The organism is Salinibaculum salinum (genome assembly GCF_037645885.1).
Lineage (GTDB): Archaea > Halobacteriota > Halobacteria > Halobacteriales > Haloarculaceae > Salinibaculum > Salinibaculum salinum.
The window spans coordinates 57,896-82,218 of sequence record NZ_JBBENW010000001.1; the positions used below are offsets into that span (position 1 = coordinate 57,896).

The window sequence follows — 24,323 nt, forward strand, 5'->3', positions numbered from 1 at the left end:
TCCCGAAGAATCGCCACGAACGGGCGGTTCCGTGCCGGAGGCCGTCTCACTGCTCGTCTGGGTCGGCGAGTTTCGCCGCGATATCCTCGGCGGTTATCGGGAGGCTGTTGACGCGTACGCCGACGGCGTCCCGGATGGCATTCGAGAGTGCCGGCGGGACGCCGTTTGTCGGGAGTTCGGCGATGGATTTCGCACCGAAGGGCCCGGTCGGTTCGTGGGTCTCGACCAGTATCGTCTCCATCGACGGGTGGTCGGTCGTGCGTGGCATCCCGTACTGTCGGAAGCCCAGCGTCTGTGGCTGCCCGTCGTCGTCGAACTCCAACCCGCCGCTGGTCGCGTACTCGAGACTCATGTGTTCGCCGCCCTCGATCTGCCCCTCGACCTGGGCCGGGTTGAGTGCGACGCCGCAGTCGGCGGCAAAGACCAGCTTCTCGAGTTCGTACTCGCCGGTGCGTTCGTCGACGGTCACCGAGACGAACTGCGCGCCGAACGGCGGCGGACTCTCGTCGGTCGAGTGGTTACCCTTCCCGAGAATCTGCTCGCGCTCGTCGTCGCCGTAGGTCGTCTCGTAGCCGATCTCTTCGAGTGTCACGGCGTCGCCCGTTGCCTCGCTGTACACGGTCCCGTCTCCGGTCTCGAGGTTCTCGACCGGTTCGTCGAGCATGCGCGACCCCCACTCGAGGAGGCGCTCTTTGGCGTCTTCGGCGGCCTTCTTGACCGCTGCGCCGCTGATGTAGGTCGTCGAAGAGGCGTACGCGCCGTAGTCGAACGGCGTCAGATCGGTGTCGGAGGACTTGATGATGACGTCTTCCGGGTCACAGCCGAGCACCTCCGCAGAAATCTGACTGAACGTCGTGTCCGTTCCGGTTCCGGTGTCGACGCCGCCGACCTGGAGGTGAAAGGAGCCGTCCTCGTTCATCCGTATCTGGGCGGCCCCGAGTTCCTTGCCGGCGACGCCGCTGCCCTGCGCGATGAGTGCCATCCCGACGCCGCGGTGCAGGTGATCTTCGTCGGGTTGTTCGATATCGTCGTAGCCGATGGCGTCCTTTCCGCGGTCGATACACTCCCGGATGCCACAGGAGCGAATCCGGCGGGCGAAGCGGTCGTCGTGCTTGAGGATTGCGACGGCCCTGTCGAGGTCGCCTTCACGGACGGCGTGCTTGCGCCGAAACTCGATGGGATCGTGGCCGAGTTGCCGGGCGACTTCGTCCATGTGGGATTCGACAGCGAAGTGCCCCTGCGGTGCGCCGTACCCTCGCATCGCCGCGCCCATCGGGAGGTTCGTGTGCACGACATCACCTTCGAAACGGACGTTCGGGACGCGCGGATAGAGCGGGAACGGCTTCGTCCCGACGTTGTTGGCCACAGTCATACCGTGGGTCCCGTAGGCGCCCGAATTCGACAACGTGTAGAGGTCCATCGCCGTCAACTCGCCGTCCCCGGAGACGGCGGTCCGAACTCGCATCTGCATTGGATGGCGGAACCTGAGGGCGAAAAACTCCTCCTGACGGGTCATCTCCAGTTTCACTGGGACGCCCGCGGCCAGGTGGAGCGCGAAGGCGATCGGCTCGATTGCCATCTCCTGTTTCGACCCGAACCCAGCGCCGATGCGAGGCTTCTTCACGCGGATATCGCGGATGGGGACGTCGAACAGGTGCGCGAGCTGCCGGCGGGTGTGAAACGGGACCTGCGTCGCGGTAATAAAGGAATAGCGGTCGTCCTCGTCGGTGTGTACGATGGTCGCGTGCGGCTCGGGGACGCAGTGGGACTGGTAGGGCGTCTCCCACTCGGTCTCGATGACGTGCTCGTCCGGGGCCGCCTCGACGGCCGACTCAACGTCGCCGATCTCTCCCTCGAAGTGTGATTCGAGATTGCGCTCGTAGTCTGCGCCCGACTGTTTGTTCTCGACGTCATCGACCTCGAATAGCTGTGGTGCGTCGGGGTCCATCGCCTCGCTCGGGTCGAAGACGCCGTCGAGTCCCTCGTACTCGACGTCGATTTTGCGTGCGGCGCGGTCGGCCGTCTCGCTGTCGACGGCCGCGACGGCGGCGATCGGGTCGCCGACGTAACGGACGTGTTCTCTGAGGACCGTGAGGTCCCAAGGGCTCGGTTCGGGGTAGGACTGGCCGGAACTGGAGTACAGTTTGTCCGGAACCTCCTCGGACCACGGCGTGATGACGGCGTAGACGCCGTCCATCGCTTCTGCGGCCTCGGTGTCGATGTCGGTGACGTAGCCGTGGGCGATATCGCTCCGGACGACTTTCCCTTCTGCAAGTTCCGGAAACCGTCGGTGGTAGTCGGCCGTGTACCGCGCGTCACCGGTGACGATTTTCCGGGCGTCGTTCTTCTCGGCCTCGGTGTTGATGCTGTCGCGTTCCTCCAGTGTTTTCCGGTTGTTGTCCGGTTCGTCCCACGTCATCGGGTGGTCCTGCAAATCGACGACACCGTCCGCACCAGGACCGTCTCCATTGCCGCCACTCTCAGCGCCGTCCGATTCGGTAATTTCGTCCGGCTTGCTCATTTTTGCGCCTCCCGAGCACAGCCACACGGGCCCCCGTGGTCGGGTAGCTGTCCGCCGTCGGCGGCGACAGACTGGGACTCGCCGTCATCCATCGCGTCGGCAGCGTCCTGAACGGCTTCGACGATTTTCTTGTAGCCCGTACACCGACAGAGGTTGTCCGAGAGCGCGTCCCGGACCTCTTCTTCAGTCGGGTCGGGATTCGCATCTAGCAGTGCCTTCGAGCGCATAATCATGCCCGGAATACAGAACCCACACTGGAGTGCAGTGTTGTCGACGAAGGCCTGCTGAATCGGGTGGAGGTCCGACTGGCTGCCGAGTCCTTCGATAGTTTCGACGGTCGAGCCGTCCGCTTTCGCGGCCGGGAGGACACAGGAGTTTCGCGGCTCGTCGTCGACCAAGACGGTACAGAAGCCACACGCGCCGGTGTCACAGCCGCGCTTGGCGCCGGTGTAGCCGTGCTCGCGTAGCACGTCCAGCAGGCTGTCTGATTTCGATGCATCGAACGTCTCCGTTCGCCCGTTGATTGTTAACGCTACATCCATAGCTATCTCAGTCGAGCGGCTAGCTCCAACTATCACACTAATAGGCTGTCTTTCGCATAAATAGATTTGTGAGGTGGCGAATTCTCGCACGTCCGTTCATACTTCCGGGATCCACGCGGTGATCTTCCCGGGGTCCACGCGGTGATCTTCCCGCGAACACCCACTGTTAAGTAGCGTGCCAGAGGATCTGACAGGTATGAAGCGCATACTCAGCACTGACGACGCGCCCGCAGCAGTCGGCGCGTACAGCCAGGCGACGACGGACGGTTCGCTCGTCTTTACCGCCGGACAACTCCCGATGACGCCGGACGGCGATCTGCTCGACGACGAATCGGTCGCTGTCCAGACCGAGCAATCGCTCTCGAACATCGAAGCCATCCTCGCCGAGGAGGGACTCAACATGACCGACGTGCTGAAAGTGACCGTGTTCCTCGGCGATATCGAGGACTTCGACGAGATGAACGAGACGTACAGCGACTTCTTCGATGCGGAACCACCAGCGCGGAGCGCGGTCGAAGTCGGAAACGTGCCGAAAGGTGCGGCAGTCGAAATCGAGGCGATCGCTGCAAACGAGTAGTCGGCGGACGTGCGGGCACCGTTTCGTGCGCCAAACGCTTTCCGTCACCTGTTTTTCGTGGTCGGTGGAGAGTCGGTACTATTGACGACTTTCTCTCTCTCATCCTACGCTGCCACACTTGATTAATGAGAACTAAAACACGAATATAGTGGATGAATATTTTATAATCTATGCCGATTGGCGCAATATTCAACATATTCGCCGCATATAAGTTATGGTAGTATAAAGACTGGCCGTAGATATGGCAGAGCAAGAGCGTTTCGTCGGGAGAAGAACTCTATTGAAAGGGCTCGGGGTGGCCGGTGTGACCGCACTCGCCGGCTGTAGCGCCGGTGGGGACAGTGGCGGAGACTCGGACACCGTCCAGGCCGCGTTCGCGTATCTGACCCAGCCCGGTGACCACGGGTGGACCGCCGAACACCACGAGGCCGTCGAGGCGGTCGACGAGAAGTTCGACTGGCTCGAAGTGTCCACGACGAACGAAGTGAGCAACGAGGATGTCGGTCGAATCATGCGCCAGTACGCCGAGAGCGGCCAGGACATCTGTGTCGGAACCTCCTTCGGATATATGGACACGATGCACGAGGTAGCGAGCAACTACGAGGACACGCTCTTCGAACACTGTGCCGGGTTCCGAACGCGCGAGAACATGGGTCGGTATTTCGCCCACATGGACCAGACGTACTTTCTGGCCGGCGTCGCGGCAGGGATGGTGAGCGAAACAGACACGATCGGATTTCTGGCGCCGTTCCCGATTGCGGAGGTCCTCCGATTCGTCAACGCCTTCGCGATCGGGGGTGCGCTCAACAACGAGGACATTTCGGTGCGGGTCCGGTGGATGGACAGTTGGTTCGACCCGCCGACGGCAAAACAGGGCGTCAACAGCCTCGTCGATTCGGGGGCAGACGTGGTGACCGGTGCGATGGACTCCCCGGCAACCGTCGAGGCGACGAAATCCAACGGCGTGTGGGGAATCGGCGCGAACTCCCCGATGAAGTCCTTCGGTGGAGACACCTACCTCACTGGCGTCGTCTACAACTGGGAACCGTTCTACACGCAACTGATGCAAGACGTCCGGAACGACGAGTGGGACTCGGACTTTTACTGGGGACACATCCGCGACGAGGCCGTCGAACTCGACGAGTGGGGGCCACAGGTCCCGAGCGAAGTCAAGGACGCTGTGGAGACGGAAAAACAGGCGCTCGTCGACGGCGACCGGACCATCTGGGACGGGACGAAATTCGAGGGCGAGAGCGACGAGTTCCTCTTCTCGGAGATGGGGTCGTTCGTTCCGGAGGTCGATTCCGAGATCCCCTGACGGTTCTGCCGCCCGAGCAACTGGCGGCTTTTGCGGCCACTGTCAGACGAACCGGTCGAGAGCTACCTGTTCGAATTACAGTTCCGTTTTCGGCGTAGGACTCGCGCTGCTGGAATATTCTGACGAAACTGCCCACATTCACTCTCCATTTCTGACAATCGGGCAAAGATATTTCAATACTTCTGCTGATTAGACGCTTGATGACAGAATATCTCGACACGGACGCACACGGCTCCCTCCAGGAGACCTCGAAGACGCTCGTGGCGGTTGCTCGCGGCGACAGAGAGCCAGACGTGATAATCAGGAACGGCGACCTCGTGAACGTCCACACGGGCGAAGTCATGCCCGGCACCGACTTGGTCATCAGCGAGGGCCGAATCGTCCGCATGACTGATACGGGAGCGGTTGAGGCTGGCGAGTCGACCGAGGTAATCGACGCCGACGGCCAGTTTCTCTCGCCGGGCTTTCTCGATACACACGTCCACTACGAGTCGAGCATGGTCACCGCGACGGGATTCTGTCGCGGCGCGCTCCCGACGGGGACGACGGGCGCGTTCATGGACCCGCACGAAATCGGCAACGTCCTCGGACTCGACGGTATTCGACTCCTGCTCGACGAGGCGGCGGACCTCCCGCTGAAGACGTTCTGTACGATCCCCTCGTGTGTTCCCGCGGCACCGGGGTTCGAGGACGCCGGTGCAGTCATCGGTTCGGCGGACATCGAGGAGGCACTGGAGTGGGACGACGTCATCGCACTCGGCGAGATGATGAACTACCCCGGCGTCGTCTCGGGCGACGAGGAGGTCCACGACAAACTCGCAGCCACCTACGAGACGAACAAACGTGCGACGGGGCACTTTGCCAGCCGCGAGACTGGCGCAGAACTCGACGCGTTCATCGCGGCCGGTATCTCGTCGTGTCACGAATCGATTCGGAAGGAAGAGGCACTGGCTCGGCTCCGCCGCGGGATGTGGACGATGCTCCGACAGGGCTCCGCCTGGAAGGACATTCCCGAGACGATCAAGGCGGTCACAGAGACGGACGTGGACACGCGCCACCTGCTCCTGGTGAGCGACGACACGCACCCGGATACGATCACGGAGAAGGGACACCTCGACCGGGTGCTCAGGGTCGCGATTTCGAACGGATTGGACCCAGTTACGGCCATCCAGGCCGTGACACTGAACGCGGCCGAGTACTACGGCGTCGACGCCGACCTCGGTGCGCTCTCGCCCGGCAAGATGGCCGACGTCGTTTTCCTGGACGACCTCGCGACAGTCGACGTGAGCCGGGTGATGGTCGACGGGTCGATGGTCGTCGAGGACGGCGAGTGGGTCGACGAGGGCGCGCTCCCGTCGGAGAGCGAGCATACCGCAGCAGTCCACGAGGTCTTTCCGGAGTGGGCGCGGGACACGGTGAAACTCGACCCGCAACCGGCCGACGCATTCGAGATACCAGCGCCGGAAGGAGCCAGCGAGGTGTCCGCCGAGGTTGTCCGGGTCCACGAGAATCAGGTCGTCACCAGCCGGGAGTCGGCGACGCTGCCGGTCGAGGACGGCGCAGTCGCGCTGGACGGTGATATCTCGAAGGCGGCGGTACTCGAACGTCACGGCGGCGACGAGTCGGTCGGTCGCGGCTTCGTCACCGGCTTTGGCTTCGAGCGCGGGGCTGTCGCCTCGACCGTTGCCCACGACAGTCACAACCTGCTCGTGGTCGGCACCAGCGACGAGGCGATGGCGCGCGCCGCTGAGCGGACGATCGAACTCGACGGCGGGATGGTCGCCGTCGACGACGACGGCGTCCTCGCCGAGGTTCCCCTCCCTATTGCGGGGCTGATGAGCGACCTCCCGCTGTCGGAGGTGTCCGAACGGGTCCACAACCTCGAAGACGCCTGGGAAGCGCTCGGCTGTGACCTCGACTCGCCGTTCATGACGATGTCGCTGCTCGCGCTGGCAGTGCTCCCGGAGCTTCGCATCACGAACCGGGGCGTCGTCGACACCGTCGGATTCGATTTCATCGAGCCGGTCGGAGCCGACTGATACTGCCGGCTACAATCTGATAGATATTCGGCACCCTGAGGTGCCGAAATTATTCAGAGGATATAGCCGACAGTATGACGCGGCGGCGCTCTCACCTTGTCAGGGTTCGAGGACGACGCGGAACCGTGCCTCGTTGTTCGCCATCCGCTCGTAGGCCTCCTCGACCTCCGCGAGCGGGTACGTTTCGACTGTCGGTGTAATCTCCTGCGTAGCACTGAACTCGAGTGTGTCCTGCGCCTCGCGTGGGTGGCCCGACGACCAGCCGCTGACGCTGCCACGGGTCGCCACGAGTTGACCGATGTCGACTTCGGTTGAGTCGCCGGGGACGCCGACTGCGACCAGTTCGCCATCGATTCCGAGGCCGCCAACGGCCGCCGAGATGGCGTCGCTATTCGGTGCAGTTGCGAGGATGACTGATGCGCCACCGAGGTCCTGCAACCGCTCGGCAGGGTCGGTTGCCGTGGTGTCGACGAAGTGGTCCGCGCCCAGCGACCGGGCGAGCGATTCCTTCCCGGATGACTCGGACAGTGCAACCGTTTCGTATCCCGCTTCGTGCGCGTACTGGAGGCCGAGATGACCCAACCCGCCGATGCCCTGTACCGCCACGAGGTCTCCCGCCCGGGCGTCGGTGTGGCGCAACGCGTTGTACGTGGTGAGCCCGGCACAGAGCAAGGGAGCGGCCTCGGTCGCTGCCAGCGTTTCCGGGACGGCCGCCAGCGCCTCGGTCGGCAGGGTGACGTACTCGGCGTAGCCACCGTCGGTCGTGATGCCGGTCACCCCACCAGTTTCGCACTGTCGGAACTGCCCGCGCCGGCACGGTTCGCAGGTGAAACAGTGGCCGCCGTGCCAGCCAGCGCCGACCCGCTCTCCTGGGTTCCAGGTCTCGACGGCACTGCCGACGGCGTCCACGCGGCCGACGATCTCGTGGCCGGGAATCCGCGGATACGAGATGCCTGGAAACGAGTCCTCGCGGACGTAGGTGTCGCTGTGACAGATACCGCAGGCGCTCACGCTAACTCGAACCTCTGTCGGCCCCGGGTCGGGCACCGGCAGCGTCTCGATGCTGAACTCTCCACCGGGCTCTGGCACGACCGCCGCGCGCATCGTCTCCGACATACTGTCTCTCTATACTGGTAGCACCGCGAAAAGCGCTTGCCCTCCCGTCACTACAATTAAGTCATATCGGCCGTGTTTGCACCTGTGACCCGAACGATCGAAACCGACGACGCGCCCGCAGCAGTCGCGACGTACAGTCAGGGAGCCACCGACGGCAATCTGGTGTTTACCGCCGGGCAGGTACCGCTGACTCCCGACGGGGAACTCCTCGAAACCGAGTCGATGGCCGTCCAGACCAAACAGGCACTTTCGAACATCGAGGCGATACTGGCCGCCGAGGGCGCAGCGCCGAGTGACATTCTGAAGACGACGGTGTATCTCGTCGACATGGACGAGTACGAACAGATGGAGGAAGCGTACGCCGACTGGTTCGAGGGGTTGTCACCCGCGCGAACCGTCGTCGAAGTCGGGCGCCTCGCGGTGGATGCCGCAATCGAAATTGAAGCGATCGCGGTGAGTGGATAGCGCGCGCTTCCCGGACCTCAGGAACCGTCTCGCCGCCGTAACACGTCTCTCGTCGCCTGTTCGTGCCGGGTGAGGAGGTCTGCCCGGTCTGCGTGGAGGAACGTACTCTCACGGACGACCCACTCCCCATCGACCATCACCGAATCGACGTCAGCGGCCTGCGCGGCGTGGACGATGTTCGGCACGACGTTCCGGTAGCCGTCCGCCGCCGAATCGTGGAGCACTGGACTCATGTGGTAGTTCTGGAGGTCGAGCGTAATAATGTCGGCTCGTTTGCCGGCCTCGAGAGAGCCAATCTGGTCGTCGAGACCGAGCGCCCGCGCCCCCTCGATGGTCGCCATCCGCAGCGCGCGCTCGGCCGGCAAGACCGTCGGGTCGAGCGTGTCGACCTTTTGGAGGAGCGCCGCCTGCTTCATCTCCTGGATGATGTCGATCCGGTTGTTCTCTTTGATGCCGTCGCCGCCGAGACCGACCGCGACGCCGCGGTCGAGCATATCTGTGACCGGTGCGACGCCCGACGCGAGTTTCATATTGCTCACCGGGCAGTGAGCGATGCTGGTTCCGGTTTCCGCGATCAAATCGCGTTCGACGGGGTCCAGCCAGCACGTGTGGGCGAGTACTGTTTCGGGCCCCAGGATGCCTCGCTTCTCGAACTCGACGACCGGCGGGTGGCCGTACTCTTCGGTCAGCCGTTCGTGCATCTCCTTGGACTCCTCGCCGTGCGTGTGAATCCCGACTCCCTCTCCGAACTCGTCGGCGTACTCGGCGACCGCGTAGTACGCCTCCTCGGTACAGTACGTGAGATGCTCGAGTCCGAACCACACCCGGATGCGTCCGTCCGCGTCGCCGTGGCGCTGCTCGACGAGTCGGCGGTTGTCCTCTATACTTTCGAAGTAGTCGTACTCGTCGGCGACGTACGGCACGAGCGTCACTCGGAGGCCGTACTCCTCGGCGACGTCGGCGGCCTCGTCCATGAACCGGTACATGTCCATCGCGGCCGTGATGCCCGCGTGAGCCATCTCGGCGTAACAGAGTTCGTAGGCGACGCGGGCTTCCTCGCGTTCGAGCGCCTCGTGTGTCGGGTCGACGTGTTCGTTCAGCCACTCGAAGACGGCCATGTCTTCGGCGAGGCCGCGGATGAAACCGCTGTGTAAGTGGGTATCGACGAACCCTGGCAACACCGCACAGCCACTCGCGTCGACAGTCTCGTCGACCTGTTCGTCTCTCGTTATCTCGTCTGCGTCACCGACGGCAACGATGTGGCTGCCGTCGATCAGCACAGCGGCGTCACTGTGGACCGTATTCTGCGCGTCGACCGTGACGACGATACCGTTCTCGATGAGCGTCGTCCGTGTCATCGTGCGCTGACACCACTGGCTGCGGCCGTCGAACTGGCGTCACTGATACGCTTTTGACGAGGCGCGTGACCGCTCGCCATCGTGAACAGCGAGCGAGCCGTACGACCGAAGTTGCCGTTTCGGCTCGTCTGTGAAGTACTATCTATTCCAAACATTCGAGTGGTTAAAAACCGCTTCACGCACATACCGTTTTTCGTTGGTGGGGATACTTGCCCATCCGGTCACTTTTCAGGATTGGGTCAGTTGGTCCTCCGCCACGGACTCGTGCCCGAAACCTGTCGCAGCCACTCGCGTCGTCGTTCAGAATAAAAGGACAGCGGTCGGCCGGGCGTGGCGTTACGGGACCGTTCCTTCGACGGCGTCGACGTAGCTTCCCATCTCCTGGAAGAGGAACTCGTCGCTCTCGCCCTCGAACTGGGAGCCGGCCCAGACGTCGAGATCGCCGTTGACGATACCCTCTCTCGCGGACGAGACTTCGTCCTGCACGTCCTGTGGCACTTCCGGCCCCCAGTCGTCGAGGCTACAGATACCGGAGTCGAGTCCCTCCCAGTATGCGTCGGATTCCCAGTTCCCCTCGTTGACCGACTCCAGGGTTGGCCCGTAGAACTCTTCCCAATGCCAGATCGGGGACGTGAGGTAATTCTCTCCGGCCTGCTCTTGCATGGGCGCGTCGTAGCCGGTCGCCCAGATCCCCGTATCGGCTGCTTCAGTGAGCGCGGCCGGGGAGTCCTGGTGCTGGGCCATCACGTCGACGTCCTCGTCCAGGAGCGCGCTGGCCGCCTCGCTTTCTGTCGGTGGGTCGAACCAGGTGTTCGTCCATCTGACCTTCGTCGTAACGGAGTCGTTGACCGAAGCCGCACCGAGTGTGAAGGCGTTGATACCGCGAACGACTTCCGGAATTGGGAACGCAGCGACGTATCCGAGCGTATCCGTCTCGGTGACCCGTCCAGCGGCAATACCTGCCAGATACCGGGCCTGGTAGATGCGGCCCATATACCGGCCCATGTTTTCGAGGGTCTGGTACCCGGTGTTGTGTTCGAAGTACACCTCCGAATTCTCTTCTGCGACCGTCGCCATCGGATCCTGATACTCGAACGTACACCCAAAGACGATATCGAATCCGTTGTTCGCGTACTGCCGGAAGATACGCTCTGAGTCGCCGGGTGCGACTGCTTCTGTGTACTCGGTCTCTAGCCAGTCGTACTCGTCTGCGACGGCTTTGCGCCCCTCGTTGTGTGCCCACGACCAGCCGAGGTCGCCGACCTCCGAGTTGTACACCCAGGCAGCCCTGACTGTATCTTCTCCCGACCCGTTGTCGCCGTCGCCGCTACACCCGGCCAGCGCGAATAAACTCGTCGCTCCGATTCCCTTGATCGCGTCACGTCGTGAAATATGTTCTCTCATGATCCGTGTCTGTTGTGAATCTACTGCAAGTGCGTTGCCGCTGTTTACTATCCATTCGATAATTTGGGCATTAGCTTATAAATCTACCCATAAGAATGAATATCAGGGCCCATATCACGATATCTCCCAAGAGATATCGCTATACGCCCTACAATTCTATTTTTCTCTATCCGCACACCTTTTCGGCCGTATTGTTGTCTCTTTGTCCAGTCTTCGCTACAGTCGAGATACCATGTCACACAATATCGTGCCTAATTGGCCAGGCTCCGTCGTACCGCTGGAAAACTGTTGCGGGTTGAATTGGAAAGCCATACGCATATTTCGAGCAGAGAGAGACGATTGAGTATCTACCGCAGTAGAAAAAGTTATGTTTAGTCATTCTCCATATCATGGCGTGAACATCTAGTATGGATAATCGCGCGTTTCTACAGATGGAAAACATTCTGAAGGAGTTCCCCGGCGTGGTTGCAAACGACCGCGTAAACCTCTCCGTCGAGCACGGTGAGATACACGGACTGCTCGGCGAAAACGGCGCCGGGAAGAGCACTCTGATGAAGATTTTGTACGGGTTGTACACGCAGGACGAGGGTGATATTTATCTCGGTGGGAACCGCCTCGAATTGGGCTCGCCCCAGGACGCGATAGACGCCGGAATCGGGATGGTCCACCAGCACTTCCAGTTGATTCCCCGTCTGACCGTGGCCGAAAACGTCGTTCTCGGCGAGCGCGAACCGGCGACGATGTTCCGGTCGGACACCAGTTCGGAGAGCCCACTGCCAGACGCGTTCCTCTCCAACAGCCTCGTCCAGTCTCTCGCCGGGCAGTTCTCGCTCGGACTAGATGTTCCAGAACAACGCATTCAGGACCTGGCCGACCAGTACGGGTTCGACATCGATGTCAGCGCGAAAATCTGGGAACTCGACGTGGGCCAGCAACAGCGCGTCGAGATTCTCAAGGCCCTCTATCGCGACGTGGACCTGCTCATTCTCGACGAGCCGACGGCAGTTCTGACGCCGACGGAGGCCGAACAACTCTTCGAATCACTGGAGCGCCTCACCGACGAGGGGCTCTCTATTATTTTCATCACGCACAAACTCAACGAGGTCGAGGCAATCGTCGACCGGGTGACCGTCCTCCGCGAGGGGAAAAACGCCGGCACGGCGTCTGTCGCCGACGTAACCCAGGCCGACCTCGCGGAGATGATGGTCGGTCGCGAGGTGCTCTTCCAGATCGATAAGGAGGGACTCGACTTTGGCGACTCCGTTCTTCAGATGAGTGGTGTCAGCGCCGATAATGCCAGAGGTATCGAAGCGCTCTCGGATATCGATCTGACTGTTCGGGAGGGGGAAATCGTCGGTATCGCCGGTGTCAGCGGAAACGGCCAGAAAGAACTCGCAGAAGTCGCGGCTGGTATCCGCGATGTCACTACCGGCGAACTCGTCGTCGGTGACACCGACCTCACCGGAGCCAAGCCGAAGGAGTTCGTCGACAACGGCATCTCGTTCGTTCCCGAGGACCGACTCCGGTACGGCTGTGCCGAAGACCTCTCGGTGATGCACAACGCGACGATGAAAGGCTTCGACAACGGGAAATTCAACCACCGATCTGGTCTCGACTACGGTGAACTGCAGTCCTACGCCGAAACGCTGGTCGAGGAGTTCGACGTCCGTGGCGTCGACGACGTAACTTCCACGCCCGCTGGTGACCTTTCCGGCGGGAACCTCCAGAAGCTAATTCTCGCCCGCGAAATCTATCGGGGCCCTGACCTCCTCGTCGCTAACCAGCCGACCAGAGGTGTCGACGTGGGTGCGATCGAGTTCATCAGGGAAGCGATTCTCGAACAGCGAAATGAGGGAACCGGCGTCATACTCCTCTCCGAAGACCTCGACGAGATAACCGACCTGAGCGACAGAATCCTCGTCATCTACGAGGGCGAGTTCGTCTACGAGACGACTCCCGAGGAGGCAAACCGCGAACGTCTCGGTCTCGAAATGACCGGTGGCGGCGGAGAGGCGGACGACCCGGAACCGGCCCAGAAACAGCGCGCCGCCAGCCAGGAGAGTGAGAGTTGATGAACGTCGAAGTAGATCTGGCCGCGCGTGAGGACGTCCCGCTCTGGCTCGCGTACGGAACGCCGGTGTTCACAGTGCTTGCGGCACTGGCGGTGAGTGCGGTCGCGCTTCTCGTCATCGATGTCAGCCCTCTCGAGGCGTATTCGACGATGTTCGTCGATACGCTCACCAGTGACTTCGGCCAGACGGAGACGCTGATAAAATCGGTGCCGCTGATTCTCACCGGACTCGCGGTGTATCTCCCGCTGAAAGCCGGCCTGTTCAATATCGGTGCCGAGGGCCAGCTGGTGTTCGGCGCGATCGCCGGCACGTGGATCGGACTGAACGTTTCCCTGCCAGCCGTTGCACTGGTGCCGCTGATGTTGTTCGCTGCGGCCGTCGCCGGCGGCTTTCTGGCAGCGATTCCGGCCTGGTTGCGCGCAAAGTGGGATGTCAACGAAATTATTACGTCGCTGTTGTTGTCCTTCGTCGCACTGCAGATCCAGAGCTACCTGATTCGCGGCCCGATGCAGGGCGGCGTCGGGAACTTCCCACAGTCCGCCCGGCTCTCAGACGCTGCGCGGATTCCGGAAATATTCCTCGGTGTCCACGCCGGTATCCTCGTCGCCGTTCTCATGGTCGTCGTCACCTATCTTCTGATGACGCGGACGCGACTCGGATTCGAAATCACGTTCGTCGGATCTAACGACCAGGCTGCAATTCAGGCCGGGATGAGCAAGTACAAGGTGTATCTCGTCGTGTTCATCCTCGGTGGCGCCTTCGCTGGGATCGCAGGAATCAGTGAAATCGCTGGCCTCCAGGGACGGCTCCGAGCAGGTTTCGAACCGGGGTACGGATTCACGGCGATTCCCATCGCACTGCTGGGTCGCAACAGCGCGATCAAGGTCATGCTCGCCGGCCTGTTTTTTGCGCTGCTGTTCGTCGGTGGGACGAGCATGGAAGTGTTCCTCGGCGTCCCGGCCGCGCTGGTCGAGATCATCCAGGCACTCGTCATCCTCTTTCTCATCACCGCGGAGTTCTTCAAGAGCTACCGCGTCAGTATCGGCATCGACCGCAAGCCGAGTCCGACGCCTGCCGAACCACACGGAGGTGATGACTGATGGTGGAGGTTGGGTTCCTCGCTGGCCTGGCCGACGCGACCGTACAGGCAGCGACCGTGTTCATTCTCGCTGGACTCGGCGAACTCATCAGTGAACGGGCGGGCATCCTCAACCTCGGCGTCGAGGGGATGATGCTCGTCGGCGCGCTCAGTGGCTTCATCGTGACCGTCGTGACCGGGAGCTACTGGCTCGGCTTCGGCGCTGGCATTCTCTGTGGGATGTTGCTCGCGCTCATCCACGCGTTCCTCTGTATCACGCTGAAATCCAACCAGGTGATAAGCGGCGTCATGCTAACGCTGCTCGGAACCGGTATTACGACCTTCTACGGGTCCCAGTGGGTCGAAAACTCTATCGACGGGTTCCCAAAGATTACGCTTCCATTGGTCGGCGACTATCTCGTTCAGATTCCGATTCTCGGTGAGGCGCTGTTCCGGAGCACGGCGACCGACTACATCGCACTCGCGCTCGTCCCGCTGACCTGGTACTTCCTCAACCGCTCGAATCTCGGGTTAGAGCTCATCTCGGTCGGTGAAGACCCCGAGATGGCGGATACGATGGGCGTGTCGGTGTTCAAACTCCGCTATCTCGCCGTGATTCTCGGCGGCGGGTTCGCCGGTGCTGCCGGGGCGCACCTCTCGCTCGCGTTCTCGCAGCTCTGGGTCCCCGGGATGACCGCTGGCCGTGGCTGGATTGCCGTCGCGCTGGTCATCTTCGCCCAGTGGCGACCCGACCGGATGCTCGTCGGTGCGTACCTGTTCGGGATGCTCGACGCCCTCCAGTTACGCTCGCAGTCGCTCTCGCTCTCGGTCGACCCCGGGACGCCGCTTGCCGGCATTATCAACCCGGTCGTGGATTTCCTGATGAATCCCCAGATTATGGGGACGTACCCGTACCTGGCGACCATTATCGTCCTCTCGTACGCGGTCATCAAGACGAAAAGCGACCGGCTTGCGGTCCCCTCTGCGCTGTTGCAGTCCTACAGTCGCGAAACAGACTAATTCGACCGTACTTTGTTCGATTGCCGGATGAAACCGAAACTCCGTCTCAGTCGTCGAGCGCCTCCGCAATCTTCTCGCTCGTGATCGGCATCTCCGTAACCCGAACGCCGACGGCCTCCCGAATAGCGTTCGAAAGTGCTGGCGGAACGGTGTTGGTCGGCACCTCCGCGACGGACTTCGCCCCGAACGGACCGGTCGGCTCGTGCGTCTCGACGAGAATCGCCTCGATTGGTGGAGACTCTGTGGCCGTCGGGAACCCGTACTCATCGAAGTCGGTGACCTCGGCGTGCCCGTCGTCGTCGATGGTGACGCCCTCGCAGGTCGCCATCTCGTAGCTCATGTGATTCGCTCCTTCGACCTGTCCTTCGGCCATACCGGGGTTGATGGCGACGCCACAGTCGACGCCGACGACCAGCTTGTTCACCTCGAACTCGCCGGTACGCTCGTCTACGGTCACGTCGGCGAACTGTGCAGCGAACGGTGGCGGGCTCTCCTCGGTGGAGTGGGTACCTTTGCCGAGAATCTGCTCGCGCTCGTCGTCGCCGTACACCGACTCGTAGCCGATCTCCTCGAGGGTAACTGAATCGCCCGTCTCGCTACTCACGACTTTACCGTCTGCGGTGTCGAGATTCTCGACCGACTCCTCGAGCATGCGCGAGCCCCACTCGAGGATACGTTCTTTCGCGTCTTCGGCGGCTTTCTTGACTGCCGCGCCGCTGATGTACGTCGTCGAGGAGGCGTACGCGCCGTAGTCGAAGGGGGTCACGTCGGTGTCCGAGGACTTGATGACGATGTCTTTCTCGTCACAGCCGAGCACCTCCGACGCGATCTGGTTGAACGCGGTGTCCGCGCCCGTCCCGATGTCGACGCCACCGACCTGGAGGTGGAATGAGCCGTCCTCGTTCATCATCATCTGGGCGGCACCGAGTTCGTCGCCTGCGACGCCGGTTCCCTGTGCGGACAGTGCCATGCCGATGCCGCGGTGGAGGTGCTCCTCGTCGGGTTGCTCGATGTCGTCGTAGCCGATCGCCTCTTTCCCACGGGCGATACACTCGTCGAGACCGCACGAGCGGATACGCCGTTCTGCGCCTTCGCCGCCCATCATCCCCGCAATCTCGTCGATGTCGCCGACCTCCATATAGTGGTTCTCGCGGAGTTCGATGGGGTCGAGATCGAGGTCGCGCGCGACCTCGTCGAGGTGACCCTCCAGCGCGAGCGTGCCCTGTGGCGCGCCGTAGCCGCGCATCGCGCCCGTCTGTGGCGTGTTGGTGTGAACGATATCAGCTTCGAAATTGACGTTCGGCACTTTCGAGTACAGCGGCAGTGGTTTGCTGCCGACGTTGCCGGCGACGGTCATTCCGTGACTTCCGTACGCGCCGGTGTTCGAGAGTGCGCGGAGTTCGAGCGCCTCGATTTCACCGTCGTCGGTGACCGCAGAGCGCGCACGGACTTTCATCGGGTGCCTGGAGCGCATCGCACCGAACTCCTCTTTGCGGCTGGCCTCGTAGATGACCGGCCGGTCGATAGCCAGCGAGAGCGCGAGCGGAATCGGCTCGACGACCATCGCCTGCTTGCCGCCGAAGCCACCGCCGACGCGGGGTTTCGTCACCTGAATATCCCGAAGCGGGATGTCGAACAGGTCAGAGAGCTGTCGTCGCGTGTGGTTGGGGACCTGCGTGCTGGTGACGAGCACCTTCCGATCATCTTCGTTGGTGTAGGCCAGCGTCGTGTGTTTCTCGACGTTGGCGTGGGATTGCCGAATCGTCTCCCACTCGGTCTCGTGGACGTTGAGGTCGTCGGACTCGAAGGCGGCAGCCGCGTCACCGACTTCCCCACCGATGGATGCCATCCGGTTGCGCTCGTAGTCGTGGCCGACAATCTTGTTCTCTACTTCGTCCTCGTCGAAGAGTCGCGGCGCGTCCTCGTCGTAGGCCTCCTCGGGGTCCAGGACGAACTCCTCTTCCTCGTAGCTGATCTCGACAGCGTCGGCAGCCGCCTCCGCAGTTTCCGGTTCGTCGGCCGCGATAGCCACGATCGGGTCGCCGACGTAGCGGACGTGTTCGTTGAGAATCTGCATGTCCCACGGGCTCGGCTCGGGGTACGACTGGCCCGCACTGGTGTACTTCCGATCTGGTACCTCCTCGGACCACGGCGTGAGCACGGCGTGGACCCCCTCCATCTGCTCGGCGGCCTCGGTGTCGACGTCGGTCACGTAGCCGTGGGGAATCTCACTCCGGACGACCGCGGCGTGTGCGAGGTCCGGGAACTGCGTCTCGTAGTCGGCGGTATACTTCGCTTCGCCGGTGACGAGCTTCCGGTCGTCGTCTTTTTCGGCGCGCTGGGAGACGCTCGCCCGTTCGCTGGGTGCTTTCCTGTTGTTTTCCGGCTCGTCCCATTCGAGCGGGAGATTCTCCAGTTCTTCGGGTTCGTCAGGCGTCGACTGCGACGCGGAACCACCGTCGGTCTTGGGGTCGGATGCGTCGTCACTCATCGGTCACACCCCCGCAACAATCCATCCGGCCACGGCTGGCCGCTGACGTCGTCGACCCACCGTCTGTCGCGACGCGCTCGCCGCGCATCCGGCCGGCAGCATCCATAATCGCCTCGACTGGTTTCTGGTAGCCCGTGCAGCGACAGACGATGTCGTCGATTGCCTCCCGGACCTCTGCCTCCGTCGGGTCGGGATTCTCGTCGAGCAACTCCTTCGTCTGCAGTATCATCCCCGGGATGCAGAAGCCACACTGCACCGCGAAGTTGTCGACGAACGCCTGCTGAATCGGGTGAAGGTCGTTCTGTGTCCCGAGTGCGGCAATCGTCTCGATGGAACTGCCCTCAGCGTCGGTCGCGGGCATGCCACAGGCCATCGTCGCTTCGTCGTCGATCAGAATCGTCGACGCGCCACAGTCGCCGCCGTCACAGCCACACTTGACGCCGGTGTAGCCGTTTCGCCGGAGCGCGGCAGCGAGGTGTTCGCCCTCGCGGGCGTCGATACTCGTCGATTCGCCGTTGATAGTCAGTGCGACGTTCATAGAGATGCCTCCGTTGGAACGGGAACTCGCATGTGCTAATACTGTGGTATGATTCCACAAATATCTATGGGTGGATTCCGGCGCAGAACCGAGTCAGACCGCCGCTGTCGGCAGAATTTGCGAGAGCAGTATCCTCTCTATCTCGGCCCGTGACACGCTCAGGCGTCAGTGTCGGCAACCGACTCGGTCAGCGTTGCCGACTCCGTGACTCGAATCCGGACGGTGAACGTGCCGTCGTCCTCGACAGGTGACCCCGTCGCCACGTCGTAGCCGTGTTTGTAGCAGGTTCGCCTGATGCTGCGTGCGGCGGGCGGGTAGTCGCCGGTGACGACGAGCTCCTCGCCCGGGTCGAGTTCCGCCAGGCAGCGCCGGACGACCAGGACAGGTTGCGGACAGACCAGACCGCTCACGTCGAGTTCCACACACGTCCATTTTACAGCGAGCATAATAACCATTCTGCCAGTGGCAGGTGGTGTTTGCACCGACCCGAACTGTTATTCGGGCGCTGACGAATGGGTGTGTATGGCGCGCTCGCAGTTTCCGACCAGCCGTCGGTCCTATCTCGCGGCTGTCGGAGCCACACTCGCTACCGCTGGCTGTCTCGGATTCGGCCAGGGGAGTGCCCAGACAATCGAGATGGGTGTCGTCCCTGACGTCGACCCGGACACAGCGATTCAGCAAAACACCGGTCTTGCCGAGTATCTGGAGAACCAACTCGACGTGACTATCGACCTCAGCACCTCCGCGGATTACGCCGGAATGGTCCGCTCGATGGCGTCCGGACAGGTCGATATCGCCTATTTCGGCGGCGTCTCCTACGTCCTCGCTCACCACCGCGCCGACGCAGAACCAGTCGTCGTCGGCTCGAAGGATGGCTCGACCGACTGGCACTCCGTATTCATCACGCACGAGTCGGCGGACGTTGCAGCAATGGAAGATATCACCGCCTCGCCCGGCCAGTACGACCTCGTCTTTGGCGACCCAATCAGCACGAGTGGGACCGTGATGCCGACCTACTACCTCCAGACTGAGCACGACACCAGCCCTGCCGACTTCGCTTCGAGTACTCACGTCGGGGCGCACGACGCCACCGCAAAGACGGTTGCCAACGGCAGTGGCGACGTTGGTGCGCTGAATGCCCGTATCTACGATTCCCTGGTCGAAGACGGTACGCTGGGCGACGGTGTGACCGAGGTGTGGCGAACGCCAGGCTTTCCGGACTACCCGTGGGCCGTCGCCCCGTCAGTCGGTGAGGGTCGTATCGACGCTGTTCGCGACGCGTTCACGTCGCTCGACGAGAGCGATAACGCGGACATTCTGGAGACACAGAACGTAGACGAGTATGTTCCCGTCACTCACGACGATTTCACGTCGCTCAACGACGGGGTCGAGATGGCGGGACTGCTCGACGACGGAGGGCAGACGACGGGATGACCCAATCGAACCACGAGCTCCGCTTCGACGGCGTCACCAAGCGCTTCGACGGCGAGCCGGCGGTCGAGAACGTCTCCGCTCGTATCGTCGACGGCGAACGAGTCGCGCTCGTCGGGCCGTCGGGGGCCGGCAAGACGACGCTCCTGCGTCTGGCCAACAGCTCACTTCAGCCAGACAGCGGCGACATCACGTTCGACGGCGAGCACGCGACGAGCGACGACATCGCACTCGCCTATCAGGGTGGGACGCTCGTCGACCGGCGAACGGCGCTTTCGAACGTCCTCAGCGGGCGCGTGGGCGACCTCTCGTGGTGGCGCGGGCTGCTCGAACCCATCTCGCCACGGAATCCCGAGCCCGCGCTCGAACTGCTGGACTCGGTCGGCCTGCGAGCGAAGGCCAGCCAGCGAGTCGACCAGCTCAGCGCCGGCGAGCGCCAGCGCGTCGCCTTCGCCCGCGCGGTCATCCAAGATGCCCCTGCCGTGCTGGCTGACGAACCGACCGCGAATCTCGACCCCTCCTCCCGAGCGACGGTGCTCGACGTGCTCGATTCGGTGACCGAGGACCGTATCCTCCTGACGGTCCTGCACGACATCGACCTCGCACTCGACCGCTACGACCGTGTCATCGGCATCGCTGACGGTCGCGTTCGCTTCGACGCCCCACCCGCCGACGTGACCGACCAGATGCTCTCCGATCTGTTCGCGGCTGGGGCCTCGACTCGCGACAGCGACGAGCGGACGGGGGGTCGAGATAGTAAAGCGGCGACCGAGGAACCGCAGTGGTATGTCTGAACGCACCTCGAAACCCGCAGCCGACGAGTTCGACCCCGACCGCGGCGAGTCCGTCCTGTCGAAGCGACAACTCGGCTGGCTTCTAACTGGTACCGTCGCTCTCGCGCTCGCAGCATGGGTTGTCGAGGTCGACATTCCGGCGCTGGTCTCGCCGGCGGCACGCGAGCAGATGGTGGCGTTCGTCGCCGAGGGGATTCCGCCGGACACCAGCAGCGAGTATCTCTTTGGACGGAATCTCCGGGAGGGTTTGCTCTGGGCAGTCATCGAGACGCTGGCGATAAGCGTCGTGGCCACGGCGCTCGCAGTCGTGTTCGCTGTCCCGCTGGCGCTCGCCAGTTCGGCGCCGGTCATGCACCGCGGGCCGCTGTATGCCGACGCCTCCCGAACGCGACGGACGTTCGGCCGGACGGTCGCACAGGCGAGCCGATTTTTCCTTAGTTTCCTCCGGTCGGTCCCCGGACTCGTCTGGGGATTTCTCTTCGTCACCGCCGTGGGACTCGGCCCCTTCGCCGGCGCGCTGGCACTTGGCGTCCACAATACCGGCGTCCTCGGCAAACTTTACGCCGACTTCCTCGAGGATACGGACCCGATGACGACCGAAGCGGTGGCGACGAGCGGCGCAACGCGTTTCCAGGCGGTCTGTCACGGCATGATTCCGCAGGTGACAGCCACCGTCGCCTCCTACACGCTGTATCGGTGGGAGTGTACCATCCGCTCGGCGACGATTCTCGGCTTCGTCGGCGCTGGCGGCATCGGCTACTATCTGGTTATCACGATTCAGCGGTTACAGTACGCGAAACTCCTGACAGCCATCGTCGCCGTTTTCGTTCTCGTCGTGTGCAGTGACGCGCTGGCATCTCGACTGCGTGAACGGCTCACCTGAGCTAACTGCTCAGGGTTTGGCGTCCTGGGCGGTCTTCCGCGCTTCTTCGAGGTCGAGGTCGATATCTCTCGCCTGCTGGCGAATGTCGTCGGCATCGACAGTCGTCACTTCGCCGTCGTCGACCAGCACGTTGCCGTCGACCATCGTGAACACCACGTCGTCGCCGTGGGCAGCGAAGACGAGATGCGAGAGCACGTCGTGCAGCGGTGCCGCCCGCGTCACGCCTTCGGTCTGGACGCCGACGATGTCCGCGCGCCACCCCTCCTTGAGTTTGCCGACGTTGTCGAACCCGGCGGCTTCCGCACCGTTGACCGTCGCCATCTCGAAGATATCCGCGGCGGGCGTCGCGGTCGGGTCGAGGTGTTCGACCTTCTGGAGGAGGCTGGCCTGGCGCATCTCGGTAAAGGGGTCGAGCGTGTTGTTACAGGGGGGGCCGTCGTTGCCGAGCGCGACGTTGATACCGCGGTCGAGGTAGTCCCAGACGGGGGCGACGCCGGAGGCGAGTTTCATGTTCGAAGAGGGACAGTGCGTGACGTGGGTGCCGGTCTCTTCGAGGATTTCGCGCTCGCTCTCGTCGGTCCAGACACAGTGTGCGAGGACGACGTCCTCGCCGGTGATTCCGACCTCGTCGAGCCAGTGGATGTTCCGCATCCCGGTGTCGGCCTCGACCGTCTCGATTTCGCTCCGGTTCTCGCTGGCGTGGGTGTGAATCCGGACGCCGTCGTACCTGTCTGCGATCTCTCGAGTGCCGCGGAGACAGGCTTCGGTACAGGAGACGGCAAAGCGTGGCGTCAGCGCGTAGCGAATCCGGTCGTCGAACGAGCCGTGGTACTCCCGGATGAGTTGCTCGCTCTCGTCGAGCGCCTGCTCGGTCTCCTCGGCGAGATTATCGGGCGAGCGCTGGTCCATCATCACCTTGCCGAGCGCACCCCGAATCCCCATCTCGCCGGCGGCCTCGAAGGCGCGGTCGGCGTGGTTGACCGAGAGGTGGTCGACGACCGTCGTCGTCCCGCTCTCGATGCATTCGAGGTAGCCGAGTTTCGCGGCGACTTCCATCTCCTCGGCCGACAGCGACGCCTCCATCGGGAGAATGTAGTCGAAGAGCCAGTCCAGCAGTTCGGTGTCGTCCGCGATACCCCGCCCGAGGCTCTGGACGGAGTGAACGTGTGCGCCGACCAGCCCCGGCAGGAGAATGTCGTATTCGGCCTCCTCGTGGCCGGGATACTGCTCGACGACATCGGTGCGATCGCCGACGGCTTCGATGTGCGACCCCTCGACGACGACGCTGCCGTCCTCGATGACCGTAGACGAATCTGGGACGACGGTCCCGGAGAGTATCATACCGTTCATACGGATACAGAGCCGGATACAAAAGCGTTCCCACCGCCGCTGATACTGCGCTGAGTACGGGCCCCGCGCGGTGAGTTATTCTGCTGCCCGCTTCTGGACGGCTTCGAGGAGGATTTCGGTGCCGACGACGATATCCTCCCACTCGGTGAACTCGCTCTCCCGGTGGCTGATGCCGTCGACGCTCGGGACGAAAATCATGCTCGACGGGCAAATTTTGTTCAGATAGTTCGCATCGTGGCCGGCGCCGCTCACAAGTCGCGTGTAGTTGTGGTCTAACTCCTCGGCGGCCGCAACCACGGTATCGATACACGCCTCGTGGAACGGGTCGGCGTCGACGCGCATGATCTGCTCGAACTCGTAATCGAGTCCCTCCCGTTCGGCGGCCCACTCGATTTCCTGCTGGATGCGCCCGACGGCGGCGTCGACGGCGTCGTCGTCGTACGACCGGAAGTCGACGGTGAACTCGACGGTCTCGGGGATGACGTTGATGGCGTTGGGCCACACGTCGACACTACCGACGGTCCCGACGAGGTCAGTTCCCTCCGTGGCGGTGATGCGACGGACGGCCTGAATAACGTCGCTCGTCGCGACCATCGCGTCGTGGCGCATGTTCATCGGCGTCGGACCGGCGTGGTTGGCCTGTCCCTCGAAGGTGACATTCATCCACGAGAAGCCGAAGACGCCCTCGACGGCCGCGACGGGGAGCCCCTCCTGTTCGAGGAACGGACCCTGCTCGACGTGCATCTCGAAGTAGGTGTGAATGTCACGCGGTTCGCAGGGTGCATCACCCTTGTAGCTGATGCGTTCCAGTTCCTCGCCGAAGGTGTTGCCGTCCTTGTCCTCGCGAGCGTAGGCGTAGTCGAGGTCGAACACGTCACAGAAGACGCCGCTCCCGAGCATGTCCGGCTGGAAGCGAACGCCCTCCTCGTTGCTCCAGCAGACGATTTCGAGGGGGCGGCGGGTGGTCACGTCGGCTTCGTTGAGCGCCTCGACGACCTCGAGCGCGCCGAGGACGCCGGTGACGCCGTCGAAGCGCCCGCCGTTGTACTGGCTGTCGACGTGCGAGCCGAACAGCACGGGCGCGAGGTCGTCCTCCTCTCCGTCGCGGCGGCCGAAGATGTTTCCCATCTCGTCGATAGTCACGTCCAGCCCGGCGTCCTCGAACCACTCGACGACCCTGTCTCGGGCCTGTTTGTTCTCGTCGGAGAGTGCCGGCCGATTGACGCCGCCCGCGTCGGTCGCACCGATCTCGCTGAAGGAGTCGAACTTCTGCCGAAACCGCTCGCTATCCACAGCTGGGTCTGCCATGGTGGCACCGACTCGGTG

General features: G+C 62.7%; 20 protein-coding genes. 10 read left to right on the plus strand and 10 right to left on the minus strand.

Annotated elements, in window-relative coordinates:
* Positions 1-46 precede the first annotated feature (46 nt).
* Together WDJ60_RS00275 and WDJ60_RS00280 are read right to left on the minus strand one after the other, a co-directional pair.
* Positions 47-2,521 (minus strand): xanthine dehydrogenase family protein molybdopterin-binding subunit, encoded by a 2,475-nt coding sequence (locus WDJ60_RS00275; RefSeq protein WP_340097717.1) that lies wholly within the window; start codon positions 2,519-2,521, stop codon positions 47-49.
* Positions 2,518-3,063 (minus strand): (2Fe-2S)-binding protein, encoded by a 546-nt coding sequence (locus WDJ60_RS00280; protein ID WP_340097718.1) that lies wholly within the window; start codon positions 3,061-3,063, stop codon positions 2,518-2,520. Before WDJ60_RS00280 ends, WDJ60_RS00275 begins: the two co-directional genes overlap by 4 nt.
* Before the next feature lie 196 nt (positions 3,064-3,259).
* Here WDJ60_RS00280 and WDJ60_RS00285 point away from each other — a divergent pair, with 196 nt between their 5' ends.
* The 3 genes from WDJ60_RS00285 to ade all read left to right on the plus strand — a co-directional run bounded on the left by WDJ60_RS00285 (position 3,260) and on the right by ade (position 6,997).
* A complete protein-coding gene (locus WDJ60_RS00285) occupies positions 3,260-3,640 on the plus strand; it encodes a Rid family detoxifying hydrolase (RefSeq protein ID WP_340097719.1) in 381 nt (126 codons plus the stop codon).
* A 280-nt stretch (positions 3,641-3,920) separates the two neighbouring features.
* Positions 3,921-4,958: a BMP family ABC transporter substrate-binding protein gene (locus WDJ60_RS00290; RefSeq protein WP_340097720.1), complete on the plus strand. Its 1,038-nt coding sequence runs from the start codon at positions 3,921-3,923 to the stop codon at positions 4,956-4,958.
* 200 nt (positions 4,959-5,158) lie between these two features.
* Positions 5,159-6,997, plus strand: a complete 1,839-nt coding sequence (ade, locus tag WDJ60_RS00295) for an adenine deaminase (protein ID WP_340097721.1) — start codon at positions 5,159-5,161, stop codon at positions 6,995-6,997.
* 99 nt (positions 6,998-7,096) lie between these two features.
* Here ade and WDJ60_RS00300 read toward each other — a convergent pair whose 3' ends face one another.
* Positions 7,097-8,101 (minus strand): alcohol dehydrogenase, encoded by a 1,005-nt coding sequence (locus WDJ60_RS00300; RefSeq protein WP_417750425.1) that lies wholly within the window; start codon positions 8,099-8,101, stop codon positions 7,097-7,099.
* A gap of 96 nt (positions 8,102-8,197) precedes the next feature.
* Here WDJ60_RS00300 and WDJ60_RS00305 point away from each other — a divergent pair, with 96 nt between their 5' ends.
* Positions 8,198-8,578: a RidA family protein gene (locus WDJ60_RS00305; RefSeq protein WP_340097723.1), complete on the plus strand. Its 381-nt coding sequence runs from the start codon at positions 8,198-8,200 to the stop codon at positions 8,576-8,578.
* Positions 8,579-8,595: 17 nt separating this feature from the next.
* Here WDJ60_RS00305 and WDJ60_RS00310 read toward each other — a convergent pair whose 3' ends face one another.
* Positions 8,596-9,936, minus strand: a complete 1,341-nt coding sequence (locus WDJ60_RS00310) for an amidohydrolase family protein (protein WP_340097724.1) — start codon at positions 9,934-9,936, stop codon at positions 8,596-8,598.
* 336 nt (positions 9,937-10,272) lie between these two features.
* Positions 10,273-11,340 (minus strand): BMP family ABC transporter substrate-binding protein, encoded by a 1,068-nt coding sequence (locus tag WDJ60_RS00315; RefSeq protein ID WP_340097725.1) that lies wholly within the window; start codon positions 11,338-11,340, stop codon positions 10,273-10,275.
* A gap of 431 nt (positions 11,341-11,771) precedes the next feature.
* On the opposite strand from WDJ60_RS00315, the gene WDJ60_RS00320 reads away from it, so the two are divergent.
* Genes WDJ60_RS00320 through WDJ60_RS00330 form a run of 3 tightly spaced genes read left to right on the plus strand, consistent with a single transcriptional unit; the run spans position 11,772 to position 15,510 of the window.
* Positions 11,772-13,412, plus strand: coding sequence for an ABC transporter ATP-binding protein (locus tag WDJ60_RS00320; RefSeq protein ID WP_340097726.1), 1,641 nt, complete (start codon positions 11,772-11,774; stop codon positions 13,410-13,412).
* On the plus strand, positions 13,412-14,512 hold the full coding sequence (locus tag WDJ60_RS00325) for an ABC transporter permease (RefSeq protein WP_340097727.1): 1,101 nt from the start codon (positions 13,412-13,414) through the stop codon (positions 14,510-14,512). The genes WDJ60_RS00320 and WDJ60_RS00325 overlap by 1 nt, the downstream gene beginning before the upstream one ends.
* The gene (locus WDJ60_RS00330; protein WP_340097728.1) at positions 14,512-15,510 is read left to right on the plus strand and encodes an ABC transporter permease; all 999 of its coding nucleotides are present in this window, start codon (positions 14,512-14,514) and stop codon (positions 15,508-15,510) included. Before WDJ60_RS00325 ends, WDJ60_RS00330 begins: the two co-directional genes overlap by 1 nt.
* A gap of 46 nt (positions 15,511-15,556) precedes the next feature.
* Here WDJ60_RS00330 and WDJ60_RS00335 read toward each other — a convergent pair whose 3' ends face one another.
* The 3 genes from WDJ60_RS00335 to WDJ60_RS00345 form a co-directional block, all read right to left on the minus strand.
* On the minus strand, positions 15,557-18,001 hold the full coding sequence (locus WDJ60_RS00335; RefSeq protein ID WP_340097729.1) for a xanthine dehydrogenase family protein molybdopterin-binding subunit: 2,445 nt from the start codon (positions 17,999-18,001) through the stop codon (positions 15,557-15,559).
* Entirely contained in the window at positions 17,994-18,539 is a 546-nt protein-coding gene (locus WDJ60_RS00340; RefSeq protein ID WP_340097730.1) for a (2Fe-2S)-binding protein, read from the minus strand. The genes WDJ60_RS00335 and WDJ60_RS00340 overlap by 8 nt, the downstream gene beginning before the upstream one ends.
* Positions 18,540-18,697: 158 nt before the next feature.
* A complete protein-coding gene (locus WDJ60_RS00345; protein ID WP_340097731.1) occupies positions 18,698-18,961 on the minus strand; it encodes a sulfurtransferase TusA family protein in 264 nt (87 codons plus the stop codon).
* A 100-nt stretch (positions 18,962-19,061) separates the two neighbouring features.
* Between WDJ60_RS00345 and phnD the strand changes: the two genes are divergently transcribed.
* Genes phnD through phnE form a run of 3 tightly spaced genes read left to right on the plus strand, consistent with a single transcriptional unit; the run spans position 19,062 to position 21,647 of the window.
* On the plus strand, positions 19,062-19,973 hold the full coding sequence (gene phnD, locus WDJ60_RS00350) for a phosphate/phosphite/phosphonate ABC transporter substrate-binding protein (protein ID WP_340097732.1): 912 nt from the start codon (positions 19,062-19,064) through the stop codon (positions 19,971-19,973).
* Positions 19,970-20,764 carry a phosphonate ABC transporter ATP-binding protein gene (locus WDJ60_RS00355; RefSeq protein WP_340097733.1) on the plus strand — a complete coding sequence of 265 codons (795 nt, stop codon included), beginning with the start codon at positions 19,970-19,972 and terminating at the stop codon, positions 20,762-20,764. Before phnD ends, WDJ60_RS00355 begins: the two co-directional genes overlap by 4 nt.
* Complete coding sequence (gene phnE, locus WDJ60_RS00360) at positions 20,757-21,647, plus strand: phosphonate ABC transporter, permease protein PhnE (protein ID WP_340097734.1); 891 nt, start codon at positions 20,757-20,759, stop codon at positions 21,645-21,647. The genes WDJ60_RS00355 and phnE overlap by 8 nt, the downstream gene beginning before the upstream one ends.
* A gap of 9 nt (positions 21,648-21,656) precedes the next feature.
* Here phnE and WDJ60_RS00365 read toward each other — a convergent pair whose 3' ends face one another.
* Entirely contained in the window at positions 21,657-22,988 is a 1,332-nt protein-coding gene (locus WDJ60_RS00365; RefSeq protein WP_340097735.1) for a 5'-deoxyadenosine deaminase, read from the minus strand.
* Positions 22,989-23,072: 84 nt separating this feature from the next.
* Entirely contained in the window at positions 23,073-24,305 is a 1,233-nt protein-coding gene (locus tag WDJ60_RS00370; RefSeq protein ID WP_340097736.1) for a Zn-dependent hydrolase, read from the minus strand.
* Positions 24,306-24,323 lie beyond the last annotated feature (18 nt).